General features: G+C 71.3%; 8 protein-coding genes. 6 read left to right on the top strand and 2 right to left on the bottom strand.

Annotated features, from left to right (window positions below):
* Nucleotides 1-29 precede the first annotated feature (29 nt).
* Together ACZ601_RS05630 and ACZ601_RS05625 are read right to left on the bottom strand one after the other, a co-directional pair.
* Nucleotides 30-815, bottom strand: coding sequence for a hypothetical protein (locus ACZ601_RS05630; RefSeq protein WP_440573683.1), 786 nt, complete (start codon nucleotides 813-815; stop codon nucleotides 30-32).
* A 221-nt stretch (nucleotides 816-1036) separates the two neighbouring features.
* On the bottom strand, nucleotides 1037-2770 hold the full coding sequence (locus tag ACZ601_RS05625; RefSeq protein WP_469533303.1) for a PucR family transcriptional regulator: 1734 nt from the start codon (nucleotides 2768-2770) through the stop codon (nucleotides 1037-1039).
* Nucleotides 2771-3024: 254 nt separating this feature from the next.
* Here ACZ601_RS05625 and ACZ601_RS05620 point away from each other — a divergent pair, with 254 nt between their 5' ends.
* The 6 genes from ACZ601_RS05620 (at nucleotide 3025) to ACZ601_RS05595 (ending at nucleotide 13682) form a co-directional block, all read left to right on the top strand.
* Entirely contained in the window at nucleotides 3025-3915 is an 891-nt protein-coding gene (locus ACZ601_RS05620) for an FAD binding domain-containing protein (RefSeq protein WP_469533300.1), read from the top strand.
* Nucleotides 3916-3917: 2 nt separating this feature from the next.
* Nucleotides 3918-4511 (top strand): (2Fe-2S)-binding protein, encoded by a 594-nt coding sequence (locus tag ACZ601_RS05615; protein WP_326656953.1) that lies wholly within the window; start codon nucleotides 3918-3920, stop codon nucleotides 4509-4511.
* 2 nt (nucleotides 4512-4513) lie between these two features.
* Nucleotides 4514-6898: a xanthine dehydrogenase family protein molybdopterin-binding subunit gene (locus tag ACZ601_RS05610; RefSeq protein WP_469533296.1), complete on the top strand. Its 2385-nt coding sequence runs from the start codon at nucleotides 4514-4516 to the stop codon at nucleotides 6896-6898.
* 267 nt (nucleotides 6899-7165) lie between these two features.
* The gene (locus tag ACZ601_RS05605) at nucleotides 7166-8623 is read left to right on the top strand and encodes an NCS2 family permease (RefSeq protein ID WP_469533294.1); all 1458 of its coding nucleotides are present in this window, start codon (nucleotides 7166-7168) and stop codon (nucleotides 8621-8623) included.
* Nucleotides 8624-8658: 35 nt separating this feature from the next.
* A complete protein-coding gene (locus tag ACZ601_RS05600) occupies nucleotides 8659-9837 on the top strand; it encodes an XdhC family protein (protein ID WP_469533292.1) in 1179 nt (392 codons plus the stop codon).
* A 107-nt stretch (nucleotides 9838-9944) separates the two neighbouring features.
* Nucleotides 9945-13682 (top strand): S8 family serine peptidase, encoded by a 3738-nt coding sequence (locus ACZ601_RS05595; protein WP_469533289.1) that lies wholly within the window; start codon nucleotides 9945-9947, stop codon nucleotides 13680-13682.
* Nucleotides 13683-13802: the final 120 nt, after the last annotated feature.

Here is a 13802-nt window from a genome sequence, read left to right as displayed (position 1 = left end):
AGCTGCGGCCGGGCCCCCCGGGCACGGCCTCAGTTCGCCTCCGCGGTCTCCGGTCCCGGCGGGTCGATGTGCGGGGCCAGCCAGGTCGGTACGCCGCCGAGCAGCCGGAAGAGCCTGCCCGCCTCGGCGCGCAGCCGGGTCGCCGCCTCCGGTTCGGGTTCGGCGTCCGCCATGGCGATGAGCGCCGGGGCCGTACCGACGAGATAGCCCAGCTCCTCCCTTATCCGCAGGGACTCCGCGAAGCCGTGCCTGGCCTCCGCCAGCTCGCCCTCGCGCAGCGCGATCAGGGCGAGATGGCGCCAGGTCGAGGAGAGGAGCAGTTCGTCGCCCTGTGCGGTGGCACCGGCATGCGCCCTGCGGTACGCGGCGCGCGCGGCCTGCGGCGAATCCGCGATGTTCTGCGCGATCAGGCCCCGCCGGAAGTCCAGCAGCGGACGGCCCGGTGCGGCCGGGGACAGCAGCGCCGCGGCCCGGCTCAGCGCCACCCGGGCCTCGTCGGCCCGGTCCCGCACGCCGAGCAGCGTCGAGGCGTACGCGAGGTGCCCGCGCTCGCAGGCGGCGGCCCCGCGCTCGGCGTCGTCGTGGGCCAGGGCCTCCGCGGTGCGCAGTGCGTCCTCGGCCTCGGTCCAGCCCTGTCCCGCGTACAGGCACCGCTCGGTCAGCAGGGCCGTCCGCTGGAGCGCCACGGCCGGATCGGTGGCGGCATCGTGTTCGAGCAGCGCGGCGGCATCCGTCCAACAGGCGCGGGACCGCAACCGCCATACGGCTGTCTGGAGCGGCGGATCGTCATCTGCTGTCGTTCCGGAACCAGACATGGCGGTATACGCCACATTGCCCTCCCCGAGCGCACCATTGAGCTGTGGAGAGTGTCCGTCCACCAGGCGGTGCACCCGCGACGGCCGGACGCTCTGAGTCTGGCCGCATCACAGCACGGAAAGGCACGCCGGGCCAAGAGGTCGAGGCAATGTCAGGTGAAACTTTTCACAATCGGCCGAAGCCCATGGAAGCAGCCGGGGAGCGCGGGAGCCCCCGGGAATCAGCTCATACGCAGGGCGAGGAAGAAATCGAGCTTGTCCTCCAGGCGCGAGAGATCACGCCCCGTCAACTGCTCGATTCGCCCGATCCGGTAGCGCAGCGTGTTGACGTGCAGATGCAGCCGGGCCGCGCAGCGGGTCCACGAACCGTCGCAGTCCAGGAAGGACTCCAGGGTCGGGATCAGCTCCGCGCGGTGCCGCCGGTCGTAGTCCCGCAAGGGGTCGAGCAGCCGTGCGGTGAACGCGCGGCGCACGTCGTCCGGGACGAACGGCAGCAGCAGCACGTGCGAAGCCAGCTCGTGGTGGCCGGCCGCGCAGACCCGCCCCGGACGGGCCGCCGCCACCCGGCGGGCGTGCCTGGCCTCCTCCAGCGCGCCGCGCAGCCCCTCGGGCGAGTGCACGGAGGCGCTGACGCCCAGGGTCAGCCGGCCGTCGTCGGCCAGCCCCGCGGCGAGCGGTGCGCCGACGGCGGCGAGCAGGACGTCGGCGTGGAGCGCGGGGTCCTCGCCGGAAGGCTCCTGGCCCTCCGGGTCCGCGGCGTCGTCCGCTTCCCCGTCCGGCAGCGCGACGGCGGGCAGCGGCACCAGCGCGACGGCCTCGTCGCCGGAGTGCGCGACCGCGATCCGGTCCGCGGAGTCGGGCCCGGTCACGGCCGGGTCGACGAGGATCTCCTCCAGCAGGGCCTGGGCGACCGGGCCGCCCGCCACTCCGGACCCGGGGGAGCCGGGCGCGTCCTGCTCGTCCCAGTCGACCCGGGCCACCACCACCTGCCAGTGCGGCGCGGAGCCGAGGCCGGGCAGCAGGACCGGAGCGGCCACCCGCAGCCTGGCCGCGATCTCGGCGGGCGGGGCACCGGCCTGGACCAGTTCGAGGACCTCCTGGGCGAGCCGGCGGCGTACCGTACGGGCCGCGTCCCGCCGGTCCCGCTCGACGGCGATCAGCTGGGTGACGCCCTGGAGCAGATCGAGCCGGGCGGCCGGCCAGTCGCTCGCGTCGGCCTCGACGGCGAGCAGCCAGTCGGAGAGCACCGTTTCGCGCACATCGCGGGAGGCCGGCCCGGCGCTCCTGCTGTTGTTCCGGATCGGGAAGAGCGAATACGCCACCCCGCCGATCGCCGCCCGGTAGGGGGCGCGGCGGCCGGTGCGGACCGAGGCCAGGTGCACACCGGCCAGCTCCGCGGCGGCCGGACCGGGCAGCGGCGCGCCCGCGCCCGCGATCTGCCGGCCGGTGGGCGAGAGCACCCAGGCCTGGAGATCGAGGTCGGAGCCGAGCAGGTCGAGGACCACCTCGGGGCCGCCGCCCGCCGGTCCCGAGGTCATCAGCCGGCGGTGCCGGTCGACGACCGCCGCCAGGTCCCCGGCGCGCTCGCCCGACACCTGGCGGACCACGTACTCGGTGATCGTTGCGAACGCGACGGTCTCGTTGACGGCGAAGAGCGGCAGCCGGTGCCGCGCGCACGCCTCGACCAGATCGTCCGGGATGTCGCCGAGCTCCGCCTCACCCGCCGCGAGCCCGGCGACCCCGGCGCCCGCCAGGATCCGCACGAACGGCTCCGAGTCCGCCGCGCCCCGGTGCCAGGCCAGGCCCGTCAGCACCAGCTCGCCACCGGTCAGATAGCGGCTGGGATCCCGCAGATCGGTGGTCATCACGCCCCGGACCGAACGGTCCAGCTCGTCGTCGCCGCCGAGCAGCCGCAGGCCCAGCGCGTCGGTGTCCAGCAGTGCGCGCAGCCGCATCTCGTCGCCGCCGATCTCATTCGTTGGTACGGGGGAAAACTGGGTGTTGCGGTGAGGTCACAGAGACCCGTCATTCGTTCGAATCTACAAGACGAGGACGAGGACCAGCCAACTCCTTCATGGTTTCGGTGACTGCACCAGGTGGAGCAGGGCTTGTGTACTGGGCCACACACCGCGTTAACAAGACATGAACAAGTCGAGGGCCGGCCGTCCCCAGCCCAGCGAACGACCGAATGAGAAGAAGAGAGCCACTCATGGACTTCCTTCGCCCCGCCAGCTGGGAGGAGGCGCTCGCCGCCAAGGCCGAGCACCCCACGGCTGTGCCCATCGCGGGCGGCACCGATGTGATGGTCGAGATCAACTTCGACCACCGGCGGCCCGAGTACCTCCTGGACCTGAACCGCATCGGTGAGCTGTCCGAGTGGGAGGTGGGCCAGGAGAACGTACGGCTCGGTGCCTCGGTCCCGTACAGCGCCATCATGGAGCACCTGCGGGCCGAGCTGCCGGGACTGGCGCTCGCCTCGCACACCGTCGCCTCGCCGCAGATCCGCAACCGGGGCGGCGTCGGCGGCAACCTGGGCACAGCCTCGCCCGCAGGGGACGCGCACCCGGCGCTGCTCGCCGCGGGCGCGGAGGTGGAGGCCGAGTCCGTACGCGGCACCCGGCTGATCCCCATCGACGCCTTCTACACGGGCGTCAAGCGCAACGCGCTCGAACCGGACGAGCTGATCCGGGCCGTGCACATCAAGAAGGCCGACGGGCCCCAGCAGTACTCCAAGGTCGGCACCCGCAACGCGATGGTCATCGCCGTCTGCGCCTTCGGACTGGCCCTGCACCCCGAGACCCGCACGGTCCGTACCGGCATCGGCTCCGCCGCCCCGACACCCGTACGGGCCAAGGAGGCCGAGGAATTCCTGAACGCCGCCCTGGAGGAGGGCGGGTTCTGGGAGAGCCGCACGATCATCACTCCGTCCGTCGCCAAGCAGTTCGCCACGCTCGCCGCGGCCGCCTGCAACCCGATCGACGACGTGCGCGGCACCGCGAGCTATCGCAGGCACGCGGTCGGGATCATGGCCCGCCGGACACTCGGCTGGACCTGGGAGTCGTACCGCGGCAACGGCCGCAGCACCGAAGGAGCCGCCTGATCATGCGCGTCAATTTCACGGTCAACGGCCGCCGTCACGAGGCCGACGACGTCTGGGAGGGCGAGTCCCTCCTCTACGTGCTGCGTGAGCGGATGGGCCTGCCCGGCTCCAAGAACGCCTGCGAGCAGGGCGAGTGCGGCTCCTGCACCGTCCGCCTCGACGGCGTCCCGGTCTGCTCCTGCCTGGTCGCCGCCGGCCAGGTCGAGGGCCGCGAGGTCGTCACCGTAGAGGGCCTCGCAGACTTCGCCGCCCACCGCTCCGAGGCCCACCCCGGCACCGGCTGCGCCTCGGGCGCCTGCGGCACCACGGTCGACCAGGCACAGCGCTGGAAGGCCAAGCCGACCGGCGAGGAGACCCGGGACACCGGTGAACTCTCCCCGATCCAGCAGGCGTTCATCGACGCCGGAGCCGTCCAGTGCGGCTTCTGCACCCCCGGTCTGCTGGTCGCCGCCGACGAACTGCTGGAGCGCACCCCGGAGCCCTCCGACGCGGACATCCGCGAGGCGCTCTCCGGCAACCTCTGCCGCTGCACCGGCTACGAGAAGATCCTCGACGCGGTCCGCCTCGCGGCCGCCCGCGCGGAAGAGACGGTCTAGCCATGGGCGTTACCGGTTCCCCCACCAACATCAACCAGGGCACCCGCACCAAGGGCGGCATCGGCGAGTCCACGCTGCGCCCCGACGGCATCCTGAAGGTCACCGGCGAGTTCGCGTACTCCTCCGACATGTGGCACGAGGACATGCTCTGGGGCCACACGCTGCGCTCCACCGTCGCGCACGCCGAGATCGTCTCGATCGACATCTCGGAGGCGCTCGCCACCTCCGGCGTCTACTCCGTGCTCACCTACGACGACCTGCCGACCGAGGTGAAGAACTACGGCCTGGAGATCCAGGACACCCCCGTCCTCGCCCACGGCCGGGTCCGCCACCACGGCGAGCCCGTCGCGCTCGTCGCCGCCGACCACCCGGAGACGGCCCGCCGCGCCGCCGCCAAGATCAAGATCGACTACCGCGAGCTGCCCGTCGTCACCGACGAGGCCTCCGCGACCGCCGAGGGCGCGCCGCTCCTCCACGAGGGCCGCGACGACCACCACATCGGGCACGTACCGCACCCCAACATCGTCCACCGCCAGCCGATCGTCCGGGGCGACGCGGAGGCGGCCAAGGCGCGGGCCGACGTGATCGTCACCGGTGACTACTACTTCGGCATGCAGGACCAGGCGTTCCTCGGCCCCGAGTCCGGTCTCGCCGTGCCGTCGGAGGACGGCGGCGTCGACCTGTACGTGGCCACCCAGTGGCTGCACTCCGACCTCCGCCAGATCGCGCCCGTGCTCGGACTGCCGGAGGACAAGGTCCGCATGACGCTCTCCGGCGTCGGCGGCGCCTTCGGCGGCCGCGAGGACCTGTCGATGCAGATCCACGCCTGCCTGCTGGCGCTGCGCACCGGCAAGCCCGTCAAGATCGTCTACAACCGCTTCGAGTCCTTCTTCGGGCACGTCCACCGCCACCCGGCCCGGCTCCACTACGAGCACGGCGCCACCCGTGACGGCAAGCTCACCCACATGAAGTGCCGCATCGTGCTGGACGGCGGCGCCTACGCCTCCGCCTCCCCGGCCGTCGTCGGCAACGCCTCCTCGCTGGCCGTCGGCCCGTACGTCATCGAGGACGTCGACATCGAGGCGGTCGCGCTCTACACCAACAACCCGCCCTGCGGTGCGATGCGCGGCTTCGGAGCCGTCCAGGCCTGCTTCGCCTACGAGGCGCAGATGGACAAGGTCGCCGCCGAACTGGGCATGGACCCCGTCGAGTTCAGGCAGCTCAACGCCATGGAACAGGGCACCCTGCTGCCGACCGGCCAGGTGGTCGACTCACCCGCCCCGGTCGCCGAGCTGCTGCGCCGGGTCAAGGCCAGGCCGCTGCCGCCGGAGCGCCAGTGGGAGAGCGCCGGCGAGCAGCCCGATGTCCGCGCACTGCCCGGCGGACTCTCCAACACCACCCACGGCGAGGGCGTCGTACGCGGTGTCGGCTACGCGGTCGGGCTGAAGAACGTCGGCTTCTCCGAGGGCTTCGACGACTACTCCACCGCCCGGGTCCGCATGGAGGTCATCGGCGGCGAACCCGTCGCGACCGTGCACACCGCCATGGCGGAGGTCGGTCAGGGCGGTGTCACCGTGCACGCCCAGATCGCCCGTACCGAACTCGGCGTCTCCCAGGTCACTATCCACCCGGCCGACACCCGCGTCGGCTCGGCGGGTTCGACCTCCGCGTCCCGGCAGACGTACGTCACCGGCGGCGCCGTGAAGAACTCCTGCGAGGCCGTCCGGGAACAGGTCCTGGAGATCGGCCGCCGCAAGTTCGGCACCTACCACCCCGCCTGGGCCACCGCCGAACTCCTCCTGGAGGGCGGCAAGGTCGTCACCGACGGCGGCGAGGTGCTGGCCGATCTGGCCGACGTACTGGAGGACGAGACGGTCGACGTCGAGCTGGAGTGGCGCCACCGCCCCACCGAGGCCTTCGACCTGCGTACCGGACAGGGCAACGGCCACGTCCAGTACTCCTTCGCCGCGCACCGCGCCGTCGTCGAGGTCGACACCGAACTCGGTCTGGTCAAGGTCATCGAACTGGCCTGCGCCCAGGACGTCGGCAAGGCGCTCAACCCGCTCTCCGTCCTCGGGCAGATCCAGGGCGGCACCCTCCAGGGCATGGGCATCGCCGTCATGGAGGAGATCATCGTCGACCCGAAGACCGCGAAGGTGCGCAACCCCTCCTTCACGGACTACCTCCTGCCCACCATCCTCGACACCCCGACCATCCCGGTCGATGTGCTCGAACTCGCCGACGACCACGCCCCGTACGGGCTCCGTGGCATCGGTGAGGCCCCCACCCTGTCGTCCACCCCGGCCGTCCTCGCGGCGATCCGGAACGCGACGGGACTGGAGCTCGACCGGACGCCGGTACGCCCCGAACACCTCACCGGCAGCTGACCCGGGCTCCTCCACAGCTCTCCGGGCGGTGCGCGCGTCAGGGAACGTCACACTTCCGCCGCCCGCACCGCCCGGAGAAACCGAGCTCCGCACCGCTCGCGGCTCTTGACCGGAACCACAGAAGGACCGCAGTACCCGTACATCCACTCTGCATGAACAGTTCGTCTCGGGCCGTCCCCCGGGTCGTGCCGCCCGCGCAGTCATCCCAAATCCCGCATCTTGAATCTCCATCGCGGGTGCCCCTGTGAACCTTGGGAGTCAGGCATCATGACCCAGCAGTCAGTGGAGCCCACGACCACCGCGGAGGAAGCGGGCCCCGGCTCGCGCGTCCCCGCCGGCAGATCATGGCTCGACCGGTACTTTCACATATCCGAGCGCGGATCGACCGTCGCACGCGAAGTGCGCGGCGGTGTCACGACCTTCATGGCCATGGCATACATCCTGCTGCTCAACCCGCTCATCCTCGGCGGCAAGGACGTCGACGGCAACATCCTCAGCCAGCCGGGACTGATCACCGCGACCGCGCTCGCGGCGGCGGCGACCACCCTGCTGATGGGGTTCGTCGGCAAGGTCCCCCTCGCGCTCGCCGCGGGGCTCAGCGTCTCCGGCGTCCTGTCCTCGCAGGTCGCCCCCGAAATGTCCTGGCCGCAGGCCATGGGCATGTGCGTGATGTACGGACTGGTGATCTGCCTCCTGGTGGTCACCGGTCTGCGTGAGCTGATCATGAACGCGATCCCACTCGCGCTGAAGCACGGCATCACCATGGGAATCGGCCTGTTCATCGCGCTCATCGGCCTCTACAAGGCCGGATTCGTGGGCAAGGGCACCGCCACCCCGGTGTCCCTCGGCCCGACCGGTGAACTCGCCGGCTGGCCCGTCCTCATCTTCGCGGTGACGCTGCTCCTCATCTTCATGCTCCAGGCCCGCAACATCCCCGGCGCGATCCTCATCGGCATCGTCGTCGGCACCGTGGTCGCCATCGTGATCAACAAGCTCGCCGACGTCGACCCGAAGATCTGGAGCAGCGGCCCGCCCGAGCTCAAGGGCTCCGCGGTCTCCAACCCGGACTTCTCGCTCTTCGGGGACGTCCAGTTCGGCGGCTGGGGCGACGTCGGCGCGATGACCGTCGGCTTCATCGTCTTCACCCTCGTACTGGCGGGCTTCTTCGACGCGATGGCCACCATCATCGGTGTCGGTACGGAGGCCAAGCTGGCCGACGACAAGGGCCGGATGCCGGGACTGTCCAAGGCGCTGTTCATCGACGGCGCGGGCGGTGCGATCGGCGGCGTCGCCGGCGGCTCCGGGCAGACGGTCTTCGTGGAGTCCGCGACCGGGGTCGGGGAAGGTGCCCGGACCGGGCTCGCCTCCGTCGTCACCGGCCTCTTCTTCGCGGCCTGTCTCTTCTTCACCCCGCTCACGGCGATCGTGCCGGCCGAGGTGGCCTCCGCCGCCCTGGTCGTCATCGGCGCCATGATGATGCAGAACGCCCGCCACGTGGACTGGAGCGACCGCGCCGTCGCCATCCCGGTCTTCCTGACCGTGGTCCTGATGCCGTTCACGTACACCATCACCACCGGTGTGGCGGCGGGTGTCATCTCCTGGGTCGCGATCAAGGTCGCCCAGGGCCGGGCCCGCGAGGTCGGGGCCTTCATGTGGGGGCTGACGGTGATCTTCGTCGTCTACTTCGCGCTCCACCCGCTCGAAAGCTGGCTGGGCGTCAGCTGACGCCCTCCCTTCACACATCCGTCAAGGAGACCGAGATGCTGGACATCGCCGAGGAGCTCGACCGATGGGCCGGGCAGGGCCGCGAATTCGCGGTGGCCACCGTCGTGGCCGTCGGGGGCAGCGCGCCGAGGCAGCCGGGCGCCGCACTGGCCGTCGACCGCGACGGCACGGTGATCGGCTCCGTCTCCGGCGGATGTGTGGAGGGCGCGGTGTACGAACTGTGCCAACAGGCCCTCGAAGACGGCAGCACCGTCCGGGAGCGGTTCGGCTACAGCGACGAGGACGCCTTCGCGGTCGGCCTGACCTGCGGCGGCGTCATCGACATCCTGGTGACACCGGTCCGGGCGGACGACCCGGCCCGGCCGGTGTACGCCGCCGCGCTCGCCGCGGCCGCCCGGGGGGAGGCGGCCGCGGTGGCCAGGGTCACGGAGGGGCCCGCCGAACTCCTCGGCCGGCCCCTGCTGGTCCGGCCGGACGGCGCCCACGAGGGCGGGCTCGGGGGGCCCGGTCACGAGGGCGGGCTCGGGGGACACCCCGAGCTCGACCGCACCGTCGCGGCCGAGGCCCGCGCGATGCTGGACGCGGGCCGCACCGGCTCCATCACCCTCGGCGCCGACGGCTCGCTCTGCGGGCAGCCGCTCACGCTGCTCGTCGAGTCCAGCGTCCCGCCGCCCCGGATGATCGTGTTCGGGGCCATCGACTTCGCCGCCGCGCTGGTGCGGGCCGGGAAGTTCCTCGGCTACCACGTCACGGTGTGCGACGCCCGCCCCGTCTTCGCCACGAAGGCCAGGTTCCCGGAGGCGGACGAGCTGGTCATCGAGTGGCCGCACCGCTATCTGGCCGCGACCGCCGTCGACGCCCGTACCGTCCTGTGCGTGCTCACCCACGACGCCAAGTTCGATATCCCGCTGCTCCAGGCCGCGTTGAAGACGCCCGTCGCCTATGTCGGCGCGATGGGCTCGCGCCGCACCCATCTGGAACGCAACGAACGGCTGCGTGAAGCCGGGGTCACCGAACTCGAACTGGCCCGGCTGCGCTCCCCGATCGGGCTCGACCTGGGCGCCCGGACGCCGGAGGAGACCGCCCTGTCGATCGCCGCGGAGATCATCGCGGACCGGCGCGGCGGCACCGGCGTCCCGCTGACCGGCGCCCATACCCCGATCCACCACAACGCAACCGCGCCGCCCGCCGGGCGGATGGCATCAGTGGCCTGAACCCGCCCCTCGCGGCCGTCCGCGCAGACCGGCGGGTTGCCGCCACGGCACATTCACGCCAGGGGTGAACCCCACCGCAGCCCGTGATTTACCTTTAGATCAGCTGCATGACATTCACCCCCTCCACTGCCTCCGGCAGGGCGAGACCCGCTCGTGCGGGGCGCAGAGCCCTCCTCATAGCGACCTCCGTCGCCCTGGTGAGCGGCGCGCTGCTCCCCGCCACCGGCACCGCCGCCGCGGCCACCGGACACCCGGCCACCCCGGTCAAGAGCCACGACATCACCTTGCTCACCGGGGACGTCGTGCACTACACCGACGGCGCCGGGAAGCAGGACACCGTCACCGTGGACCGCCCCGACGGCGCGGCGGGCGGCGTGCACGTCCAGCAGGCGGGCGACGACATCTACGTCCTGCCCGACGAGGCGGCCGCCCTGATCGCCGCCGGCAAGCTGGACCGCCGGCTCTTCAACGTCACCGTGCTGGCGAAGATGGGCTACGACGACGAGAAGTCCGGCGGTATCCCGCTCATCGCCACCTACCCGGCGAGCAAGGCCCGTTCGCTGCCCGCCGCACCCCGGGGCAGCAAGACGGTCCGCAAGCTGGAGAGCATCCACGGCGCGGCCCTGAAGGCGGCCAAGGCCACCACCCGCGCCTTCTGGGACGACATCGCCGCCACGCCGGAGGCCCGTTCGCTGGACAACGGCATCGCGAAGCTCTGGCTCGACGGCCGGGTCGAGGCCGCGCTGAAGGACTCCGTCCCGCAGGTCAACGCCCCGCAGGCGTGGGCCGCCGGCTACGACGGCAAGGGCTCCAAGGTCGCCGTCCTGGACACCGGAATCGACGCCGACCACCCGGACGTCAAGGACCGGGTCCTGGAGTCGAAGAGCTTCGTGCCCGGCGAGGAGGTCGACGACAAGAACGGCCACGGCACGCACGTCGCCTCCACCATCGCGGGCTCCGGTGCCGCCTCCGACGGCGTCAACAAGGGCGTCGCGCCCGGGGCGGACCTGATCGTCGGCAAGGTGCTGAGCAACGAGGGCTCCGGCGCGGACTCCGGGATCATCGAGGCGATGGAGTGGGCCAAGGCGGAGGGCGCCGACGTCGTCTCCATGAGCCTGGGCTCCGATGTGCCGGACGACGGCTCGGACCCGATGTCGCAGGCGGTGAACTCCCTCTCGGCCGACGGCGGTCCGCTCTTCGTGATCGCGGCGGGCAACGCCTACGGCGCGGGCACCATCGGCTCGCCGGGCTCTGCGGACAAGGCGCTCACCATCGCCGCCGTCGACAAGCAGGACAACCGCGCGGAGTTCTCCTCCATGGGCCCGCTGACCGGCAGCCACGGCCTGAAGCCGGACCTCTCCGCGCCGGGCGTCGACATCAACGCCGCCGCCTCGCAGTCGGTGCCGGGCATCGAGGGCATGTACCAGTCGATGTCCGGTACGTCGATGGCGACGCCCCATGTCGCGGGCGCGGCCGCCATCGTGAAGGAGCGTCACCCCGACTGGTCCGGTCAGCGCATCAAGGACGCGCTGATGACCTCCTCGAAGGAACTGCCGGACTACACCCCGTACGAGCAGGGCACCGGCCGGCTCGACGTGAAGGCGGCGATCGACACCACGATCGAGGCCACCGGTTCCGTCGCGGCCGCGTCCTACGACTGGCCGCACTCCGACTCGGACCCGGTCACCGAGCGCACCATCACCTACCGCAACACCGGGGACAAGGACGTCACGCTGGACCTGGCGACCGACACGGACGCCGACGCCTACACGCTGTCGGTGAAGCAGCTGACCGTCCCGGCCGGTTCGACCGCGCAGGCCGTCCTCTCGCTCGACCCGACGAAGGTCGCGAACAACACCACCTTCTCCGGGCAGGTCGTCGCGAAGGACGCCACGGGCGCCACCGTCGCGCACACCGGCTTCGCGCTCAACAAGGAGCAGGAGCTCTACGACCTGAAGATGGAACTGCGTGACCGCGCGGGCAAGCCGATGGACGGACAGATCGTCATCGCCGCCCTCGGAGACCCGCAGCTGTCCGTCGTTCCGGTGGCGGGTGACACGACGCTGCGGCTGCCCCCGGGCAACTACACCGCCTGGACCACCGCCGACATCAAGGGCGACACCGCCGACTCGCGGGCCCTCGCCTTCCTGGCGGCCCCCGAGATCATTCTCGACAAGTCGACGAAGGTCACCCTCGACGCCTCCAAGGCCCACAAGGTCGGCGTGAGGACGCCGAAGGAGACCGAGACCCGCCAGCTGCGCTACGACATGGCGCGCACCGCGCCGGACGGCACCCTCCAGCGGGACGCGTACCAGATCCCGCTGACGTACGACCAGCTGTGGGCGAGCCCGACCAAGAAGGTCACCGAGGGCAGCTTCTCCTTCCTGACCCGCTGGCGGCAGGGCGAGAAGCTCCTCGACCTGACGGCCGACGGCCATGACGTGCCGGTCGCCGTGCAGGGCGGATCGGCTCTGGCCGAGGACAGCAGGAAGAAGCTCGGCAGCGTCTTCGCGGGCAACGGCGCCGCCGCCGACTACCGGGGCCTCAAGGCCAAGGACAAGGCCGTCGTCGTCCGCCGCAGCGACACGGTGTCCCCCGCAGACCGGCTCGCCAACGCGGTCGCCGCCGGGGCGAAGGCGCTCTTCGTCGTCAACGACGGTGACGGCGTGCTGATGGAGTCCTACACCAGCGACGGCAGCACGGCGGCCATCCCCGTCGCCACCGCCCAGCGCCTGGCCGGTGAGCGACTCGTCAAGGCCGCGCAGCGCGGCAGGAAGCTGACCGTCCAGCAGCGGAAGTTCGCGCGCTACATGTACGACCTGGTCGACCGCCACAACGGCACGATCCCGGACCGCTCGCTGGCCTTCGCCCCGTCCGTCCGTCAGCTGGCGAAGGTGGAGAACACCTTCTACGGCAACCGCGACGTCGTCGGCGGCGGCTACCGCTACGACATCCCGGACTACGGCCCCGGCATCGGCTTCGCCGAGTACGAGAAGTTCCCCGGCACCCGCTCGGAGTGGGTCAATCCGCTGCCCGGCGACTCGTTCTGGTACGAGGACCACTCGGTCTTCAACGACGAGGGATCGGACACCGCGCTGGAGGAGCGCAGCGGCAACCTGGACTACCGGGCGGGCGGCAGCTACCGGGCCTCGTGGTTCGCGCCGGTCAGCCACCCGAGGCTGGGCACCGGCTACTGGGGCCCGTTCCGCTCCTCGTACAACGACATGCAGTTCAACATCACGCCGTGGACGGACTCCGGGGCGGGCCACTCCGGCTCGATGCCCGACAAGGAGTACGACAGCGGCACCATCGCCTTCTTCCAGGGCGACACCCAGCTCAGCAAGTCGGCCGGGCGCGCGGGCTACGTGGGGGACCTCTCGCCCGAGAAGCTCCCCTACCGGCTGGCGATCGACGCCTCGCGCTCCGCGGCGACCTGGAAGACCTCGATCCGTACGCACACCGAGTGGAACTTCCTCTCGGGCGCGCTCGACCCGTCCGGGCCGGAGCAGGCCGACATCCCGCTCCTCCAGCTGGACTACGACGTCAAGACCGACCTGGCCGGTGACGTGAAGGCCGGGAAGACGACCGAGATCGGTCTCTCGTCCACCACGCAGGAGTGGCTGGAGGGCGCTGTGAAGGCGTCGAAGGCTTCGCTGTCGGTCAGCTACGACGACGGGGAGACCTGGAGCGCGGTGCAGCTGAAGAAGGACTCGGCCGGTTCCTGGACCGCCCGGTTCAAGACCCCGAAGAAGGGTGCCATCGCGGTTTCGCTCAAGGCGCACGCCGAGGCCGGCAGCGGCTTCACCGTGGACCAGGAGATCATCCGGGCCTTCGGCCTGAAGTGACCGGGCCTTCGGCCTGAAGTGACCTGCTGAGCTCCTTTCTTGAGGCGGCCGCACACCCCCGGACCGGGGGTGTGCGGCCGCCTTTCGCATGGTCCGACGATGACCAAAATTTGTCTGCTT

This window comes from Streptomyces sp. NPDC104307 (assembly GCF_055584045.1).
This window is presented reverse-complemented; position numbering and strand designations above follow the sequence as displayed.

Coding starts and splice junctions, on each gene's coding strand:
- ACZ601_RS05630 (WP_440573683.1), bottom strand. CDS start 815: ATGTCTGGTTCCGGAACGACAGCAGATGACGATCCGCCGCTCCAGACA.
- ACZ601_RS05625 (WP_469533303.1), bottom strand. CDS start 2,770: ATGCGGCTGCGCGCACTGCTGGACACCGACGCGCTGGGCCTGCGGCTG.
- ACZ601_RS05620 (WP_469533300.1), top strand. CDS start 3,025: ATGGACTTCCTTCGCCCCGCCAGCTGGGAGGAGGCGCTCGCCGCCAAG.
- ACZ601_RS05615 (WP_326656953.1), top strand. CDS start 3,918: ATGCGCGTCAATTTCACGGTCAACGGCCGCCGTCACGAGGCCGACGAC.
- ACZ601_RS05610 (WP_469533296.1), top strand. CDS start 4,514: ATGGGCGTTACCGGTTCCCCCACCAACATCAACCAGGGCACCCGCACC.
- ACZ601_RS05605 (WP_469533294.1), top strand. CDS start 7,166: ATGACCCAGCAGTCAGTGGAGCCCACGACCACCGCGGAGGAAGCGGGC.
- ACZ601_RS05600 (WP_469533292.1), top strand. CDS start 8,659: ATGCTGGACATCGCCGAGGAGCTCGACCGATGGGCCGGGCAGGGCCGC.
- ACZ601_RS05595 (WP_469533289.1), top strand. CDS start 9,945: ATGACATTCACCCCCTCCACTGCCTCCGGCAGGGCGAGACCCGCTCGT.